Origin of the sequence: Rivibacter subsaxonicus (genome assembly GCF_004217215.1) — a bacterium.
Classification (GTDB): Bacteria; Pseudomonadota; Gammaproteobacteria; order Burkholderiales; family Burkholderiaceae_C; genus Rivibacter; species Rivibacter subsaxonicus.
Genome location: NZ_SHKP01000010.1, coordinates 85,858 through 102,979, shown reverse-complemented (window position 1 = coordinate 102,979; position 17,122 = coordinate 85,858). Strand labels below are relative to the sequence as shown.

General features: G+C 69.8%; 14 protein-coding genes. 7 read left to right on the top strand and 7 right to left on the bottom strand.

Annotation, left to right across the window (positions count from 1 at the left end; all coding sequences use genetic code 11):
* The first annotated feature begins 130 nt into the window (after positions 1-130).
* The 6 genes from EV670_RS18295 (at position 131) to malQ (ending at position 11,519) form a co-directional block, all read left to right on the top strand.
* Positions 131-1,771, top strand: a complete 1,641-nt coding sequence (locus tag EV670_RS18295; RefSeq protein WP_130434852.1) for an alpha-glucosidase family protein — start codon at positions 131-133, stop codon at positions 1,769-1,771.
* An 18-nt stretch (positions 1,772-1,789) separates the two neighbouring features.
* Positions 1,790-2,926, top strand: coding sequence for an ABC transporter ATP-binding protein (locus tag EV670_RS18290; RefSeq protein WP_130434850.1), 1,137 nt, complete (start codon positions 1,790-1,792; stop codon positions 2,924-2,926).
* 224 nt (positions 2,927-3,150) lie between these two features.
* A complete protein-coding gene (locus tag EV670_RS18285; protein ID WP_207225107.1) occupies positions 3,151-5,598 on the top strand; it encodes a glycogen/starch/alpha-glucan phosphorylase in 2,448 nt (815 codons plus the stop codon).
* Between the two features lie 13 nt (positions 5,599-5,611).
* On the top strand, positions 5,612-7,807 hold the full coding sequence (gene glgB, locus EV670_RS18280) for a 1,4-alpha-glucan branching protein GlgB (protein ID WP_130434846.1): 2,196 nt from the start codon (positions 5,612-5,614) through the stop codon (positions 7,805-7,807).
* Positions 7,804-9,909 carry a glycogen debranching protein GlgX gene (gene glgX / locus EV670_RS18275; protein WP_130434844.1) on the top strand — a complete coding sequence of 702 codons (2,106 nt, stop codon included), beginning with the start codon at positions 7,804-7,806 and terminating at the stop codon, positions 9,907-9,909. Before glgB ends, glgX begins: the two co-directional genes overlap by 4 nt.
* Before the next feature lie 32 nt (positions 9,910-9,941).
* Positions 9,942-11,519, top strand: a complete 1,578-nt coding sequence (gene malQ, locus EV670_RS18270; RefSeq protein ID WP_130434842.1) for a 4-alpha-glucanotransferase — start codon at positions 9,942-9,944, stop codon at positions 11,517-11,519.
* Positions 11,520-11,541: 22 nt separating this feature from the next.
* Here malQ and EV670_RS18265 read toward each other — a convergent pair whose 3' ends face one another.
* A complete protein-coding gene (locus EV670_RS18265; RefSeq protein ID WP_130434840.1) occupies positions 11,542-11,871 on the bottom strand; it encodes a type II toxin-antitoxin system RelE/ParE family toxin in 330 nt (109 codons plus the stop codon).
* The gene (locus EV670_RS18260; protein WP_130434838.1) at positions 11,868-12,107 is read right to left on the bottom strand and encodes a ribbon-helix-helix domain-containing protein; all 240 of its coding nucleotides are present in this window, start codon (positions 12,105-12,107) and stop codon (positions 11,868-11,870) included. The genes EV670_RS18265 and EV670_RS18260 overlap by 4 nt, the downstream gene beginning before the upstream one ends.
* An 82-nt stretch (positions 12,108-12,189) precedes the next feature.
* Here EV670_RS18260 and EV670_RS18255 point away from each other — a divergent pair, with 82 nt between their 5' ends.
* Positions 12,190-13,581 carry an esterase/lipase family protein gene (locus EV670_RS18255; RefSeq protein WP_130434836.1) on the top strand — a complete coding sequence of 464 codons (1,392 nt, stop codon included), beginning with the start codon at positions 12,190-12,192 and terminating at the stop codon, positions 13,579-13,581.
* A 4-nt stretch (positions 13,582-13,585) separates the two neighbouring features.
* On the opposite strand, the gene EV670_RS18250 is transcribed toward EV670_RS18255, so the two are convergent.
* The 5 genes from EV670_RS18250 to EV670_RS18230 form a co-directional block, all read right to left on the bottom strand.
* Entirely contained in the window at positions 13,586-13,873 is a 288-nt protein-coding gene (locus EV670_RS18250) for a DUF1330 domain-containing protein (protein ID WP_130434834.1), read from the bottom strand.
* Positions 13,874-13,953: 80 nt separating this feature from the next.
* A complete protein-coding gene (locus EV670_RS18245; RefSeq protein ID WP_130434832.1) occupies positions 13,954-14,439 on the bottom strand; it encodes a RidA family protein in 486 nt (161 codons plus the stop codon).
* A gap of 39 nt (positions 14,440-14,478) precedes the next feature.
* Positions 14,479-14,787: a hypothetical protein gene (locus tag EV670_RS18240; protein ID WP_130434830.1), complete on the bottom strand. Its 309-nt coding sequence runs from the start codon at positions 14,785-14,787 to the stop codon at positions 14,479-14,481.
* 70 nt (positions 14,788-14,857) lie between these two features.
* Entirely contained in the window at positions 14,858-15,364 is a 507-nt protein-coding gene (locus EV670_RS18235; protein ID WP_207225106.1) for a hypothetical protein, read from the bottom strand.
* A gap of 67 nt (positions 15,365-15,431) precedes the next feature.
* The gene (locus EV670_RS18230; protein ID WP_242617045.1) at positions 15,432-17,117 is read right to left on the bottom strand and encodes an AMP-binding protein; all 1,686 of its coding nucleotides are present in this window, start codon (positions 17,115-17,117) and stop codon (positions 15,432-15,434) included.
* Positions 17,118-17,122: the final 5 nt, after the last annotated feature.

Genomic DNA, 17,122 nt, shown 5'->3' with positions numbered 1-17,122 from the left:
CTTTGGCCGACCGCCGCAGCGAAGCGCCGACGGCTGCCCGCCCATGGCCTTGCTCGCCTGAGCGGCACGGAAGACGAACGACCGCAATGCGCCGACAGCAGTCCCTCACTGCGGCAGGCCGCGCCGTCCAATGACGCCAGCCAAAGCCCCAAACGACGGCTGGTGGCGCGGTGGCGTGATCTATCAGATCTACCCGCGCAGCTTTGCCGACAGCAACGGCGACGGCGTCGGCGATCTGCCCGGCATCACCCAGCGCCTCGATCACGTGGCGCGGCTTGGTGCCGACGCGATCTGGCTCTCGCCCTTCTTCAAGAGTCCGATGAAGGACTTCGGCTACGACGTCAGCGACTATTGCGACGTCGACCCGATGTTCGGCACCCTCGACGACTTTCGCGCCCTGCTGGCTCGCGCCCACGCGCTCGGGCTGAAGGTGATGATCGACCAGGTGCTGTCGCACACCTCCGACCAGCACCCGTGGTTCGACGAGAGCCGCAGCAGCGCAACGAGCCCCAAGGCCGACTGGTACGTCTGGGCCGACCCCAGGCCGGACGGCACGCCGCCCAACAACTGGTTGTCGGTCTTTGGCGGCAGCGCCTGGCAGTGGGACACGCGGCGCGGCCAGTACTACCTGCACAACTTCCTGGTCGGCCAGCCCGACCTCAACTTCCACAACCCGCAGGTGCGCGCGGCGATCCTTGGCACGGTGAAGTTCTGGCTCGATCTGGGCGTCGACGGCTACCGGCTCGACACCGCCAACTTCTACTTCCACGACGCGCAACTGCGCGACAACCCGCCGCGCGGCCGGCCGAGCGGCGCGGATGCCGAGAGCAAGACCTTCAACCCCTACGACTGGCAGTTCCATCGCTACGACAAGAGCCGGCCCGAGAACCTCGGCTTCCTGCAGGAACTGCGCGCGCTACTCGACCGCTACCCGCACACCACGATGGTCGGCGAGATCGGCGATGCCGATGGCCTGCAGCGCATGGCCGAGTACACGGCCGGCGCCGACAAGCTGCACATGGCCTACAGCTTCGACCTGCTCGGCGCCAGGCACGACGCGCCCTTCCTGCATGAGCTGCTGAGCCGTTTCGGAACGATCGTCGGTGACGGCTGGCCGTGCTGGGCCCTGGCCAACCACGACGTGACGCGACTGGCCACGCGCTGGGGCGGCGCCTCGCCCGACCCGCGCCTGCTGCGCCTGGCCGCGGCGATGCAGCTCAGCCTGCGCGGCACGCCCTGTCTCTATCAGGGCGATGAACTCGGCCTGCCCGAAGCGGATGTTGCCTACGAGGACCTGCAGGACCCCTACGGCATCTCGATGTGGCCGCAGTTCAAGGGCCGCGACGGTTGCCGCACGCCGATTGCGTGGCACGCCGAAGCGGCGGACATGGGCTTCGGTTGCGCACGACCCTGGCTGCCGCTGGCCGCCAGCCACCGCGCGCTGGCGGTCGATGCCCAGGAGGCCGACACTGGCTCGCTGCTGCACTTCTACCGCCGCCTGCTGCACTGGCGGCGCGGCCAACCGGCGCTGCTCGGCGGCGAGATGCAGTTGCTGCCGGCACACGCACAGGTGCTCGCCTACGTCCGCAGCACGCCGGTCGAGCGCGTGCTGTGCGCCTTCAACTTCAGCGCAGCGCCGGCTTCGGTCGTGCTGCCACCCGAGCTGGGCAGCCTCGCCAAGCTGCCTGCCAGCGGGCTCGAAGGTGGTCGCATCGACGGCCCGACGCTGCGTCTTGAACCCTTCGGCGGCCTCTTCGCCCGCCTCGACTGATCTAGAAGAAAGCGTCCCATGTCGCGCATCGATTTCCGCAACGTCTGCAAGCGCTACGCACCGGGCCTGCCGCTGACCATCAACAACGCAAACATCCAGATCGACCACGGCGAGTTCTGCGTCTTCGTCGGCCCCTCGGGCTGCGGCAAGAGCACGCTGCTGCGGATGGTGGCCGGGCTCGAGGACATCACCTCGGGCGAGTTGCTGATCGGCGAGCAGCGCGTCAACGACCTGCCGCCCGCCAAGCGCGGCGTGGCGATGGTGTTCCAGAGCTACGCTCTCTACCCGCACATGACGGTGGCCGAGAACATGGCCTTCGGCCTGCGCGTGCTGGGTTCGGACAAGGCCGCGATCGAGCGCAAGGTCAAGGCGGCCGCCGAGATCCTGCAGCTGACGCCGCTGCTCGACCGGCTGCCAAAGGCGCTCTCCGGCGGGCAGCGCCAGCGCGTCGCGATCGGCCGTGCGATCGTCAAGGAGCCCAAGGTCTTCCTGTTCGACGAGCCGCTGTCGAACCTGGACGCCGCGCTGCGCGTGCAGACGCGCCTGGAGATCGCCAAGCTGCACCACGACCTCGGCTCTGCCTCGATGATCTACGTCACCCACGACCAGGTGGAGGCGATGACGCTGGCCGACAAGATCGTGCTGCTGCACACCGGCGCACTGATCGAGGAGCGCGGCAGCGTAGCCCAGATCGGCTCGCCGATGGCGCTCTATCACCGGCCGCAGAGCGTGTTCGTCGCCGAGTTCATCGGCTCGCCCAAGATGAACCTGCTGCCGGCGCGGCTGGTCGGCGCCGAGGCCGGCCACGCGGTGGTCGAACTGGCCGGCCAGCGCCTGAGCGTGGCGGTCGACGCCAGCCACCTGGCGCCTGGCGCCGAAGTGCGGCTCGGCGTGCGGCCCGAACACATGGCGATCGCCGACCAGGGCGCCGGCCATGGCCTGCCGGCCTCGCTGCTGCACGTCGAGCGCCTGGGCGACGCCTCGCTGCTCTACCTGAACGTCGGTGCCGGGCTGCCGACGCTGACGACCCGGGTCGAGGGCAGCGCCGTCACCGCGGTCGGCGCGCGCCTGACGCTGCGCCTGCTGCCCGAGCAACTGCACCTCTTCGACGCCACCGGCCAGGCCTGCCGGCGCACGGTCGAGTTGCCGACCTGAGTCGTCCCGGCCAGGCGCACACCCCCAAGGACGGCGACCGTGGCACGCGACATGCGTGCATTATCAATAGCGCCTGTAGCAAAGATACAGATTTCGTTTGCAAGCAGTTGGCGCAGGCCGTGGCGAATTCAACATCGGTTTACCAATGATTCCGTCAAGTTGAAGCTTGCGAACTGTCGATTCTTGTAATATTCCTACTTGAATCGAGCGATGGAGAAGCCATGATGACTCTGACCCCTGGTGCCAAGCGCAAGACCGCCGCGCCCAAGCTGGGTGCCGTGCCCGCCGCCCTGCTCAAGCGCATCGAGCGCGAAGCCGGCAGCGACGCCGCCCAAGCGGCGCCCGCCGCCTGGATGCGCGCGGTCGCCAAGGCCTGCCGCGGCGAACTGGAAGAGCGTCTCAACGAGACCATGCTGGCCGACCGCGCCAGCGGTGCCAAGCGCGTGCACTACCTGTCGATGGAGTTCCTGATGGGCCGTGCGCTGGGCAACGCCCTGGCCGCACTCGAACTCGACGCCCCGTTTGCCGAAGTGGCGCGCCATGCCGGCGTCGAGCCGGGCGAGGTGCTGGAGCGCGAACACGACGCCGCGCTCGGCAACGGCGGCCTCGGCCGACTCGCGGCCTGCTTCCTCGATTCGCTCGCCACGCTCGGCGTGCCCTCCTTCGGCTATGGCCTGCGCTACCGCTACGGCATGTTCGCGCAGCGCATCCAGGACGGTCGCCAGGTCGAGACCCCCGACGACTGGCAGAGCCTGGGCGACCCGTGGGAGGTGCCGCGCCACGAACTGCGCTACGAGGTCGGCTTCGGCGGCCACGTCACGGCGGAGGACGGCTGCGGCCGGCGCTGGGAGCCGGCGCAGATCGTTCATGCCGACGCGGTCGATTTCGTCGTTCCCGGCCACGACACGCGCCGCGTCTCGGTGCTGCGCCAGTGGGAGGCGGTCGCGGTGCGTCCGCTCGACTACGCCGCGTTCTCGCGCGGCGATCACTTCGGTGCGGCGCACGACAAGGTCGCCGCCGAGTCGCTGAACTGGGTGCTGTACCCCGACGACTCCACGCCGGCCGGCCGCGAGCTGCGCCTGAAGCAGGAGTTCTTCCTGGTCAGCGCCTCGCTGCAGGACATCCTGGCGCGCCACGTGGGCGAGCATGGCTCGCTCGACGGGCTTGGCGACAAGGTCTCGGTGCACCTCAACGACACCCACCCGGCGCTGGCGGTGCCGGAGTTGATGCGGCTGCTGCTCGACGAGCATGGCCTGCCCTGGGACGCCGCCTTCGCGGCCTGCCTCAGGGTGATGAGCTACACCAACCACACGCTGATGCCGGAGGCGCTCGAGACCTGGCCGGTGCGCATGTTCGAGGCCCTGCTGCCGCGCCACCTCGAGATCGTCTACGAGATCAACCGGCGCTTCCTGGCCGCGGTGCGACTGCAGTTCCCGGGCGACGAGGAACTGGTCAAGCGCGTCTCGCTGATCGACGAGAGCGGCGAGCGGCGCGTCAAGATGGCGGCGCTGTCGATCGTCGCCTCGCACCACATCAACGGCGTCTCGGCGCTGCACTCCGAACTGATGGTGCAGACGATCTTTGCCGACTACGCGCAGATCTTCCCGGGTCGCTTCTGCAACGTCACCAACGGCGTCACGCCGCGGCGCTGGCTGGCGCAGGCCAATCCGACGCTGAGCGAGGTGCTCGACGAGCGGCTCGACGGCAACGGCTGGCGCACAGATCTCGACCGGCTCGCCGAACTCGCGCCGATGGCCGGCGACAAGAGCCTGCAGGCCGAGGTGCGCGCCGCCAAGCTCGCCAACAAGGAACGTCTCGCGGCACTCGTCCGCCGCGAGCTGGGCATCGCGATCGACCCGGGCAGCCTGTTCGACGTGCAGGTCAAGCGCATCCACGAGTACAAGCGCCAGCTGCTGAACCTGCTGCACGTGATCGCCCGCTACCAGGCGATCGTCGCCAACCCGAGCGCGAACTGGGTGCCGCGCACGGTGATCTTCGCCGGCAAGGCGGCCTCGGCCTACGTGGCGGCCAAGGACATCATCCACTTGATCCACGACGTGGCGCGCGTCGTCAACAGCGACCCGCGCGTCGGCGACAAGCTCAAGCTGGTGTTCCTGCCCAACTACGGTGTCTCGCTGGCCGAGACCATCATGCCGGCGGCCAACCTCAGCGAGCAGATCTCGACCGCCGGCACCGAGGCCTCGGGCACCGGCAACATGAAGTTCGCGCTGAACGGCGCCCTGACCATCGGCACCTGGGACGGCGCCAACATCGAGATGGCCGAGGCGGTCGGCCGCGAGCACTTCTTCATCTTCGGGCTGCTGACCGAGCAGGTTGCCAAGCTGCGCGAGCTGGGCTACGACCCGCGGCTCTACGTCGAAGAGAACCTGCAGCTCAAGCGCGTGATCGACGCCATCGCGCGCGGCGACTTCTCGCCGGGCGAGCCGCAGCGCTACCGGGCCCTCGTCAAGTCGCTGCTCGAGCGCGACACCTACCTGCTGATGGCCGACTTCGCCGGCTACGTGCAGGCGCAGGGTGCGGTCGACCGCCTCTACACCGACGGCGCCGAATGGGACCGCAAGGCGATCCTGAACATCGCCGGCATGGGTGCCTTCTCGTCGGATCGCACGATCCGCGATTACGCTCGCAACATCTGGAACGTGGCCACTTGAAGCGAGACCCTGCGTGCTTCTCGGCAGCGATGACATCGATGCGCTCGTCACCGGCCGGCACCGCGATCCCTTCGCGGTGCTCGGCCCGCATCGCGCTGCCGACGGCCGCTGGTGGTTGCGCGCGCTGTTGCCGGGCGCGGTCGCGGTCGAGGCGCTGAGCCATCCCGGCGGCCGCCGCCTGGCCAGCTTCGAGCAGCGTGACGAAGCCGGCCTCTTCGAGACCCCGCTCAGTCCGCGCCATCGCGCCGACGCGCCACCGCCCTACCGCCTGCGCGTGCAATGGGCCCACGGCGGCCGCGACCTTCTCGCCGACCCCTATGCCTTCGGCCCGCTGATCGGCGAGGGCGCGCTGGCCGCCTTTGCCGCCGGCAGCCACAAGCGGCCCGACCATGTGCTCGGCGCGCACCCGATGCAGGCCGAGGGCGTGGCCGGCACCCGCTTCGCGGTCTGGGCGCCAAACGCGCAACGGGTCGCCGTGGTCGGCGACTTCAACGCCTGGGACCCGCGCCGGCACCCGATGCGGCTGCGCCACGCGGCCGGCGTCTGGGAGTTGTTCGTGCCGCACGCGGCGATCGGCGACCGCTACAAGTTCGCGCTGCTGGACGCGCAGGGCCGCGCGCTGCCACTGAAGGCCGACCCCTATGCGCTCGCCGCCGAGTTGCGCCCGGCGACCGCCAGCGTGGTCTCACCGCGCCCGGCGCGCTCACTGCCGGCCGGCCGCGCCGAGCGCAACCAGCGCCGCGCGCCGGTCTCGATCTACGAGGTGCACCTCGGCTCATGGCAGCGCGCCGACGATGGCGGCTTCCTGGGCTGGGACGAACTCGCGGCCCGGCTGCCGGCCTACGCCGCCGAACTCGGCTTCACCCATCTCGAACTGCTGCCGGTCGCCGAACATCCCTTCGACGGCTCCTGGGGCTACCAGGTCACCGGCCAGTACGCACCGAGCTCGCGCTTCGGTGACCCGGCCGGTTTTGGCCGCTTCATCGATGCCTGTCATGCGCAAGGCCTGGGCCTGCTGGTCGACTGGGTGCCGGCGCATTTCCCGAGCGACGCCCACGCGCTCGCCCGCTTCGATGGCACCGCGCTCTACGAGTACGCCGATCCGCGCGAGGGTTTCCACAAGGACTGGAACACGCTGATCTACAACTTCGCCCGCCACGAGGTGAAGAGCTTTCTGGTCGGCAGCGCGCTGCACTGGCTGCAGGACTGGGGCCTCGACGGGCTGCGCGTCGACGCGGTCGCCTCGATGCTCTACCGCGACTACAGCCGCCAGCCCGGCGAATGGCTGCCCAACGCGCAGGGCGGGCGCGAGAACCTGGAGGCGGTGGCGCTGCTGCGCGAGCTCAACACGGCGGTCGGCTCGGACGCGCCCGGCGCGGTGGTCGCGGCCGAGGAATCGACCGCGTGGCCCGGCGTCTCGCGCCCCGTGTCGATGGGCGGCCTCGGCTTTCACTACAAGTGGAACATGGGCTGGATGCACGACACGCTCAAGGTGTTCCAGAAAGACCCGATCCATCGCCGCCATCACCACAACGAGCTCAGCTTCAGCCTGGTCTACGCCTTCGACGAGAACTTCATCCTGCCGCTCTCGCACGACGAGGTGGTGCACGGCAAGGGCTCGCTGATCAACAAGATGCCGGGCGACGCCTGGCAGCAGTTCGCCAACCTGCGCGCGCTGCTCGGCTGGCAGTGGACCCACCCCGGCAAGAAGCTGCTGTTCATGGGCTGCGAGTTCGCGCAGCGGCGCGAGTGGAACTTTGATGCCGCGCTCGACTGGCATCTGCTCGACGACGCTCGCCATCGCGGCATCCAGCAATGGGTGCGCGACCTCAACCGGCTTTACCGCGAACGGCCGGCGCTGCATGCACGTGACTGCGAGGCCGAGGGCTTCGAGTGGATCTGCGCCGACGATGCCGCCAACTCGGTGCTCGCCTTCCTGCGCCATGACGGCGAAGGCCGCAGCCTGCTGGTCGCGCTCAACCTCACGCCGCTGCCGCGCGAGGGCTACCGCCTCGGCGTGAACGGTCCGGGCCGCTGGCGCGAGATCCTCAACAGCGATGCCGCGCTCTATGGCGGCAGCAACCTCGGAAACGGGCTCGGCCCGGTCGCCGCCGAGGCGGTGCCGGCGCACGGTCGCGCGCATTCGATCGCGGTGCTGCTGCCGCCGCTGGCGCTGGTGGTGTTCGAGCCGATGGAGGACGCGCGGTGAGCGTTCGCCTCGAGCCCGGCCTACCTCACCCGCTGGGCGCCACGCCACGCGATGGCGGCACCAACTTCGCCCTCTTCGCCGGCCACGCGACTCGGGTCGAGCTGTGCCTGTTCGACGTCGGCGGCACGCAGGAATGGGCCCGCCTCGAACTGCGTCAGCACGAGGATGGCATCTGGCACGGCTTCCTGCCCGAGCTCGGCGCGGGCCTGGTCTACGGTTGGCGCGTTCACGGCCCATTCGAGCCCGGTGCCGGCCATCGCCACAACCCGCACAAGCTGCTGCTCGATCCCTGCGCACGCGAGATCGTCGGCCGCTTCGAGTGGCGCGAGGAGCATCTGGGCCATGCCGATGACCCGCTGCAACCCGACGGCCGCGACAACGCCGCTTGGGCGCTAAAGGCGCGCGTCGCCGAAGCGCTGCCGCCGCTGCGCCAGCCGCGGCCGCACACGGCGCTGGCCGAAAGCGTGCTCTACGAGTTGCACGTCAAGGGCTTCACGAAGCTCATGCCCGGCGTGCCCGAGCCGCTGCGCGGCAGCTACGCCGGCCTGGCGCACCCGGCCGCGATCGCGCACCTGCGGCGCCTCGGCGTGACGGCGGTCTCGCTGCTGCCGGTGCACTACGCGATCAGCGAGGAGCGACTCGGCACGCTCGGCCTCAGCAACTACTGGGGCTACAACACGATCGGCTTCTTCGCCGCCGACCCGCGCTGGTCGCTCACGCCGGACGATCCGAGCGCGACCCGCGCCGAGTTCCGCGCGATGGTCGAGGCGCTGCACGCCGCCGGCATCGAGGTGCTGCTCGACGTGGTCTACAACCACACGGCCGAGGCTGGCGAGCAGGGCCCGACGATCGCCTTTCGCGGCCTCGACAACGCGAGCTACTACCGCCTGCAGCCGGAGGATCGCGCGCTCTGCGAGAACCTCACGGGCTGCGGCAACACCCTGGCGCTGCACCACCCGCGCGTGACGCAACTGGTGCTCGACTCGCTGCGCTACTGGGCCGGCGAGATGGGCGTCGATGGCTTTCGCTTCGACCTCGCGCCGGTGCTCGGTCGCACCGCGCCCGGCGGCCCGGCCGCCGGCGGCTTCGATCCGCAGGCCGCGTTCTTCGCCGCGCTCGCGCAGGATCCGCCGCTGGCCGGCTGCAAGCTGATCGCCGAGCCCTGGGACGCCGGCCCGCATGGCTACCAGCTCGGCCGCTTCCCCGGCCGCTGGGCCGAGTGGAACGATCGCTTCCGCGACGCCAACCGGCTCTACTGGCTCACGCGCGGCGTCACCCGCGGCGAGTTCGCGCGGCGCTTTGCGGCCTCCGACGATTTCTTTCACCATGGCCTGCGCAAGCCCAGCGCCTCGATCAACTTCGTCGCCGCGCACGACGGCTTCACCCTGCTCGACACGGTGAGCCACAACCACCGCCACAACCAGGCCAACGGCGAACACAACCGCGATGGCCACCACGCCAACTTCAGCATCAACTGCGGCGTCGAGGGCGCGAGCGCGCACCCGGCGCTGAACGCGCTGCGCAAGCAGCATGTGCGCACCCTGCTGGCGAACACGCTGCTCGCGCATGGCACGCCGATGCTGCTGGCCGGCGACGAGATCGGCCGCACCCAGCGCGGCAACAACAACGCCTACTGCCAGGACAACGAGATCGGCTGGCTCGATTGGGCGCGGGCCGACGAGGCGCTGATCGAGGTCTGCGCACGGCTCGTCGCGTTGCGCCGCGAACTGCCGGCGCTGCACCAGGACCGCTGGCTGCGCGGCGAGGAGGTCGAGCGCGTCGACGGCGAGCGCCGCCCCGACGCCGCCTGGCTCCATCCCGACGGGCGCGAGATGAGCATCGAGGACTGGCACGAGCTCTCGCAACATGCTTTTGCGCTGCTGCTCGAACCGCCGCCGCAGGCGCCGCAGAGCGCCACGGTGCTGGTGCTGTTCAACCCGGCACCGGCGCCGACACGCTTTGCGCTGCCCTCCGAAGGCCGCTGGCAGCTGCGCTTCGACTCTGGCCACGAGCGCCCGCTGGCGGGCGCGGTCGCGGTCGACACGCCGGCCTTCGAACTCGGCCCGCATTCCCTGGCGCTGCTGTGCCGCAGCAGCTCCTGACCAACAACCGAACCAGGCCCCCCGAACCGCCCATGAGCCTCGCTTCCACCGAACGCCTCGCCGGCGTGCTGCTGCACCCCACCTCGCTGCCTGGTCCGCATGGCTGCGGCGACTTCGGCCCCGCCGCGTACCACTACATCGACTGGCTCGCGACCGCCGGGCAGCGCCTGTGGCAGGTGCTGCCGCTGACGCCGGTCGGCCCCGGCAACTCGGCCTACGCCAGCGTCTCGGCCTTTGCCGGCTCGCCGCTGCTGGTGGCGCTGGAGCCCTTGGTCGAACGCGGCTGGCTGGCTTCGCCGAGCGCCGAGGAACTCGCCGTGCTGCCGCACGACCGCGTCGATTTCGATCGCGTTGCGCCCTGGCGCATGAGCCAGCTGCGCGCGGCCGAGGCGGGCTTCAGGGCCAAGGCCACGACGACCGAACGCGCCGCCTTCACCGCCTTCTGCGACGCCCAATCGCACTGGCTGGCCGACTACACGCTGTTCATGGCGATCGACGAGCAGTACCGCGCCGAGCAATGCTGGGCCTGGGCGCGCTGGGCGCCGGGCCTGGCGATGCGCGAGCCGTCGGCACTCGCCGCTGCGCGCCAGAAGCACGCCGCCGAGATCGACTTCCACGCCTTCGTTCAGTGGTGCTTCTTCACGCAGTGGCGTGCTCTGATGGACTACGCGCATGGCAAGGGCGTGCAGATCGTCGGCGACCTGCCGATCTTCGTCGCGCACCACTCGGCCGACTGCTGGGCGAATCGACACCTCTTCCTGCTCGACGCCGCCGGCGAGCCGCAGGTGGTGGCCGGCGTGCCGCCCGACTTCTTCTCGGCCACCGGCCAGCGCTGGGGCAATCCCCTCTACGACTGGGAGGCGATGGCCAAGGACGGCTTTGCCTGGTGGATCGCGCGCGTGAAGCACGAGATGACGCGCGGCGACCTGGTGCGCATCGACCACTTCCGCGGCTTCGCCGGCTACTGGGAGATCCCGGCCAGCTGCCCGACCGCGATCGACGGCCGCTGGGTGCCGGCGCCGGGCCAGGCGCTGTTCGAGGCGCTGAGCCGGGCCTTCGATGGCGAGCTGCCGGTGATCGCCGAGGACCTGGGCGTGATCACGCCCGATGTCGAGGCGCTGCGCGACGGCTTCGGCCTGCCCGGCATGAAGATCCTGCAGTTCGGCTTTGGCGGCGACGGCGCGCACGAGTTCCTGCCGCACAACTTCAAGAGCGCGAACTGCTGCGTCTACACCGGCACCCACGACAACGACACCGCGCGCGGCTGGTGGTACGGCGCCACCGAGCGCGAGCGCGGCTATGCCGCCGCCTACCTCGGCACCGAGAGCGCACCGGTCGACGAGCACAACGTGCACTGGGCGATGATCCGCACCTGCTGGGCCTCGATCGCGCGCATCGCCGTCTGCCAGATGCAGGACGCGCTCGGCCTCGACGGCCATGCCCGCATGAACGTGCCCGGCCAGATGGGCCACTGGACCTGGCGCTTCCAGTGGTCGCAGGTGGGACCGGAGCCGGCCGAGCACCTGATGCGGCTGTCGGCCACCTACGGGCGCGCGCCGATCGAGCGGCTCGGGCTGGCGGCGTATCCGGTGGACCGGCAGTTGCCGTAGCGCACGGGCTGTTGCGGTCGGCCTACGCGTCGGCTTGCAACGACGCCGGAATGTCGCGACTGCCGTGCAGCACCAGCAACACATCCACCTCGTCCTCACGCTCGATGTAGAAGACGAGGTAAGGAAACTTGTTCAGCGGCCAGAAGCGCAGGCCTGGAATGGTCAGTTCCGCGCCATAGCGCAAGGCGCCGGTCGACGGAAAGTCACGCAGGTGGCGCCAGGCCTCTTCCAACGCGGCGACGAACTTCAAGGCGACCGCGGCACCGGCTTCCTGCAGGTAGTGGTCCACCGCGTCGTCGATGCTGCGAACGGCCTCGCGCCGGAGAACGACGCGCTTGCCGCGGACGCTCATCGGGCCGCGTGCTTTCGAATGCGATCGCGCAGTTCGGCAAAGTAGCCCGGCCCCATCTCGGCCACCACCGGCGAGGCCGCCGCCTGCAGCATCAGCGCGCGCAACTGGCTGCGATCCTGTTCCTTGCGGATCAGCTCGCGCACGTACTCGCTGCTGGTGCCATAGCCGCGCTCGGCAACCTGCTCGTCGACAAAGGCCTTGAGCGATTCGGGCAAGGAGATGTTCATCGTGCTCATGCCTTGGATCGTAGGTGGCTTGGCAAAATTTGGCAAACTGATGCGTTGACCGGTACGGCACGTCGCGCCGCAGAATCGGCTGATGCAAGTCGACATCGTGGCGGCTCGGGTTGGCCGGCGTCTGGTCGGAGCCCTGCTACTTGCCGCAATGCTGCTCGCCGCCTGCGGCGAAGGTCCCCGGCCCGACCTCGGACGGCTCTACCGCCTCGGCACAACCGATGCCGACATCGCGCCTGTGATCCTGATCCCCGGCGCCTTCGGCTCGCGGCTGCGCGACCGTGCCAGCGGCGAGGAGATCTGGCCCGGCTCGTGGTGGCGCATCCTGACTTCGAGCTACCCCGAACTCGCGCTCGAGTTCGACCCGCAGAGCGGCGCGCCGCTGCCGTCGAAGTTGGAGGCCTACGGCATCGCCGAGCAGGCCTTCGGCCGCGACTTCTACCGCCCGATCCTCGACACCCTGACGCGCCACGGCGGCTATGTGCGCGCCAGTCCCGGCCAGCCGGCGCAGAAGGGCGAGCGCCGCGTCTACGTCCTGGCCTACGACTGGCGGCAGGACAACGTGCAGAGCGCACGCGAACTGCACGCGCTGGTCGAGGCGGTGCGGCGCGACTACGCCGACCCCGCGCTGCGCGTGGACCTGGTGGCGCACAGCATGGGCGGGCTGGTCGCGCGCTACTACCTGCGCTTCGGCACCCGCGACGTGCTCGACGGCGGCCCGCAGCAGGTCACGATGGACGGCAGCTCGCGGGTGCGCAAGCTGATCCTGCTCGGCACGCCCAACCTCGGCTCGGTGAGTTCGCTGCATGCCTTTCTCAGCGGCGAGCCGGTCGGCCTGCGCCGCATCGCGCCGGCCACGCTGGCGACGATGCCGAGCGCCTATCAACTGTTCCCGCATCCGCTGGCGAGCTGGCTGGTCGATGTCGACGGCAAGCCGCGCGACGACGATCTCTTCGATGTCCAGACCTGGCGCCGCCACCAGTGGTCGATCTTCGATCCGGCCGCAGCCGCCTCGGCACCGCTGTCGAAGCACTTCACGCAGCAGCTCGAACGCGGACGCCGCTTTGCCTGGATGCTGTCGGTGGCCGAGCCGGTGTCACCGATCCGCTACGTGCTGTTCGGCGGCGACTGCAATCTCACGCCGGCACGCCTGCTGCTCGAGCCCGAGGCCGGTCGCGACCGGGTGCGCCTGGCGCCCGCCGACATCCGCGCGCCGCGCCCCGGCGTGCACTACGAGGAGCTGATGCTCGAGCCGGGCGACGGCCGCGTCACCAAGCCCTCGCTGCTGGCGCGCGAGACGCTCGACCCGAGCGCGCCGCAGCACGAGGACAGCTTCCTACCGGTGGCCTACCCCTTCTTCCTGTGCGAGCACCACAGCCAGCTCACCGGCAACATCAACTTCCAGGACAACCTGCTCAACGTGCTGCTGACGCGGCAACTCCCGTGGGAGAACGAGCGCAGCGACGCGCGGCCCTGAAGGCTCAGACGCCCTGGATCGCCACCAGCCGCGCGGTGGACACGCGCTGGCGCAGCGCGATCAGCGGCGCGTACTCGGGCGAGTGATAGAAGGCCTTGAGGCTGGCCATGTCGGCGAACTCGAGGATCACCTGCCGCTGCGGCGCGCGCTCGCCCTCGAGCAGCTCGGCGGCACCGCCGCGCACGATGAAGCGCCCGCCGTAGGCGCTCAGCACGGCGGCCACCTGGCGCCGGTATTCCTCGTAAGCGCTCGGGTCGTGGACCTCGACTTCGGCATGGATGTAGGCGGCCATCGGTGCAACTCCTGCGGCGTGGTTGGTTGGTTGGTTGGGTGGGTGGAGGGAGGGACGGACGAGCGAGCAAGCGGCTTCGCTCAGGCGCGCAACTCGACCTCACCCTCGATCTCGACCGGAATGTCGAAGGGCAACTCTGCCATGCCAACCGCGCTGCGGGTATGGGCGCCGACCTCGGCGCCGAAGAGTTCGAGGATCAGGTCCGAGGCGCCGTTGATCACGCTCGGCTGACGGTTGAAGCCGGGCGCCGAATTGACCATAGCGAACAGCCGGGTCCAGCCCTTGATGCGATCGAGGTCGCCGAGTTCGCGCTGCAGGCTGCCGAGGATCGACAGCGCGGTGAGCCGCGCGGCCGCGACCCCCTGCTCGATCGTCAGCTCGCGCCCGAGCTTGCCCAGCGGCAACGCCAGCGAGCCATCGACGTTCTGCGGCCCGTGACCCGAGATCAGCGCGCGTGTGCCGACGACGCGGACGAACTGGAACGGAAACACCATGCCGCCGGGCGCTTGAAGTTGCGGGGGCAGGGCGAGGCCGAGGGCGTGCAGGCGGGATTGGACAACAGACATGAGGTATCTCGTTGCAGCCACCGCCCGCGAAGTGTCTGGCTATCGCAGCGACGACCCGTTGGGGTTGCAAGCCTCTTCGTCTTTCCTGGTCGGGTAGTACTGCTTCTTCGAATCGAGTTCGTAGAACAAGAGGCCGTGGATACCCATGGCCTCGGCTTTGACTACTCGCCTGGTCCAGACATTCTTGAGTGCAGCGTCGAGCAATACCTTGTTGCCTTCGGCATAGACCTCGTCAATGAAGGCTATGTCGCAACCGGCTCGGAAGATCAGACCGAACTCTGAATCGGTCGCTGCAAATATGTCGTAGGCGCAGTTGTCCGCGCCGTCGATCACTTGGATGTTCTTCATGCGCGTGTCGGGGGCCACCGATCAGCATCGCCGTCGATGAACGTGCAACTGACGACCTGGGAAATCAATGTCAGGGCGCCGACGCCGCGCTCGCCGCCCGCGCGGCCGATGCCGCCTCGGCCGACGGCCCGCCCGGCTGGCCGGGCACCGACACGCCGGGTGCCAGCGGGATCTCGTCCTGCACCCGCACGCCGGTCACGATGTGGCGGGTCTCGCCGAAGCAGGTGGTCGGCAGGCCGACCTTCTGCTCGTAGTGCAGCGAGACGCGCTTGCCCATGACCTTGTTGATCTCGTCGGCGGTAGCGTCGTCCCAGACCGTGAAACTGAACTTCTCGGCCGTGCTGCCCGGCAGCGAGACGAGCGCGAGCTCGCCCTCCCAGGTCTTGCAGATCCAGCCCTTCTTCGAGAACTTCTGGACCCAGCCGGCACGTTCGCCGCTGGCGTAGCTCCAGTTCAGCACGACCCAGAAGTAGCCTGCCGCCAGCAGCGCCAGGACCAGCAGCCAGAGCCACCAGCGAAAGCCGCTGCGGCCGGAGTTCTTGGGCGGGGCGGGCGGTGTTGCGGCGGTGGCGTTCATCGTCGGTGGGCGCGAGGCGCTACGTTGGATCGGGCGGGCGCGATGATCGCACGGGGCCTCGCCCGGGTCAGGCCCGCATCCACTGCACCGGTTCGCGGCCCGCGGCCCAGGTCGCGAATCGCGCGGCGTAGGCCTCCTCGATGCGGTTGCGCTTGATCTTGAAGGTCGGCGTCAGGAAGCCGGCCTCGATCGACCACGGCTCGTCGCTGACGACGATGCAGGCCAGTTGCTCGTGCGGGTCGAGCCCGGCGTTGAGCTGCTGCAGATGAGCGGCGAGCGAGGCCGACAGGGCCTCGCGCCCGCCCGGCGCCTTGGTCTCGCGGGCCGCGGCCTCGCCCAGCATCACCAGGCCGATCGCCTGCTCCAGGTTGGCGCCGACCACGCAGCAGGCCTCGACGGCCGGGTGGCGACCGAGCTTGTCCTCGATCGGCGCCGGCGCGATGTACTTGCCCTTGCTGCTCTTGAAGTTGTCCTTGACGCGGCCAATGATGCGCAGGTTGCCGTCGGCCTCGAACAGGCCCTTGTCGCCGGTGTGCAAATAACCGTCGGCGGTGAAGGCCTCGCGCGTCAGCTCGGGCGCCTTGTAGTAGCCGAGCATCAGGCCGGCGCTCTTCATCTGGATCTCGCCGCTGTCGGGGTCGATGCGGCAGTCGACGCCCGCGTAGCTGCGGCCCACGGTGCCGGGGCGGAACTCGTGCTCCAGCGTGGCCTGCGAGACGCCGCCGTTCTCGGTCATGCCGTAGGCCTCGGTGATGCGCAGCCCGAGCGCGGCCCACCAGCGCAGCAGCTCGGCCGGCATCGGCGCGGCGCCGCCGGCGGCCATGCGCGTCTGGTCGAGACCGAGGCCGGCCAGCACCTTGCGCCGGACCAGTCCGCCCAGAATCGGCAGCTTGAGCAGCAACGAGAGCTTGCGCTGCGGCACCTTGGCCAGCACGCCCTGCTGGAACTTGGTCCACAGGCGGGGAACCGAGAAGAACACCGTGGGTCGCGCGCGTTGCAGGTCGGCCTGGAAGGTGTCGAGCGACTCGGCAAAGAACAGGTGCGCGCCGGAGGCGAGCGAGCCCATCTCGACCAGCGCGCGCTCGGCGATGTGGGCCAGCGGCAGGTACGACAGGATCCGGTCCTCGCTCGTCAGCTGCGCCCGCTGCATGCCCATCTGAACCGCCGCGGTGATCGTGCCGAAGCTGTGCATCACGCCCTTGCTCTGGCCGGTGGTGCCGGAGGTGTAGATGATGGTCGCCAGTTCGTCGGCCGCGCGCAGCGGCTCGCCCGCCAGCGGCGCGGTGCGCGCGACGATGTCGTCCCACTGCGCCAGCTCGCGGGCCGGTGCCAGCGGCAGCGCGATCGTCGCGAGCCCCGCGACGGCCGGCTGCAGGCCGGCCCAGTCGTCGAGCTTGCCGACGAAGCAGGCCACCGCCTCGGCATGCTCGAGGATCTGGCGCGCGTTGGCCGCGGTCTGCATCGGGTACAGCGGCACCGACACGTGCCCCGCCATCCAGATCGCGAGGTCGGCCAGGATCCAGTGCGCGCTGTTCTTGCCGAGGATCGCGATGCGCGAGCCAGCCGGCCAGCCCTGCGCCTGCAGGTGGGCCGCCACGCGGCGCACCTCGTCGGCACCCTCGCGCCAGTTGATCTCGCGCAGCCGGCCGCCGCCGATCGGCTGCGTCAGCCAGATGGCATCGGCGCGCTCGCGCTCCCAGTGATAGAGGCGCTGCAACGGCAGGGCGGCGGGATCCACGGAACTCATCGTCATTGACT

Excerpts from the sequence above, each read along its gene's own strand:
- EV670_RS18240 (WP_130434830.1), bottom strand. The coding sequence starts at position 14,787 with ATGAAGAACATCCAAGTGATCGACGGCGCGGACAACTGCGCCTACGAC.
- EV670_RS18260 (WP_130434838.1), bottom strand. The coding sequence starts at position 12,107 with ATGAGCACGATGAACATCTCCTTGCCCGAATCGCTCAAGGCCTTTGTC.
- EV670_RS18245 (WP_130434832.1), bottom strand. The coding sequence starts at position 14,439 with ATGTCTGTTGTCCAATCCCGCCTGCACGCCCTCGGCCTCGCCCTGCCC.
- EV670_RS18265 (WP_130434840.1), bottom strand. The coding sequence starts at position 11,871 with ATGAGCGTCCGCGGCAAGCGCGTCGTTCTCCGGCGCGAGGCCGTTCGC.
- EV670_RS18235 (WP_207225106.1), bottom strand. The coding sequence starts at position 15,364 with ATGAACGCCACCGCCGCAACACCGCCCGCCCCGCCCAAGAACTCCGGC.
- EV670_RS18295 (WP_130434852.1), top strand. The coding sequence starts at position 131 with ATGACGCCAGCCAAAGCCCCAAACGACGGCTGGTGGCGCGGTGGCGTG.
- EV670_RS18230 (WP_242617045.1), bottom strand. The coding sequence starts at position 17,117 with ATGACGATGAGTTCCGTGGATCCCGCCGCCCTGCCGTTGCAGCGCCTC.
- malQ (WP_130434842.1), top strand. The coding sequence starts at position 9,942 with ATGAGCCTCGCTTCCACCGAACGCCTCGCCGGCGTGCTGCTGCACCCC.
- EV670_RS18290 (WP_130434850.1), top strand. The coding sequence starts at position 1,790 with ATGTCGCGCATCGATTTCCGCAACGTCTGCAAGCGCTACGCACCGGGC.
- EV670_RS18285 (WP_207225107.1), top strand. The coding sequence starts at position 3,151 with ATGACTCTGACCCCTGGTGCCAAGCGCAAGACCGCCGCGCCCAAGCTG.
- EV670_RS18255 (WP_130434836.1), top strand. The coding sequence starts at position 12,190 with ATGCAAGTCGACATCGTGGCGGCTCGGGTTGGCCGGCGTCTGGTCGGA.
- EV670_RS18250 (WP_130434834.1), bottom strand. The coding sequence starts at position 13,873 with ATGGCCGCCTACATCCATGCCGAAGTCGAGGTCCACGACCCGAGCGCT.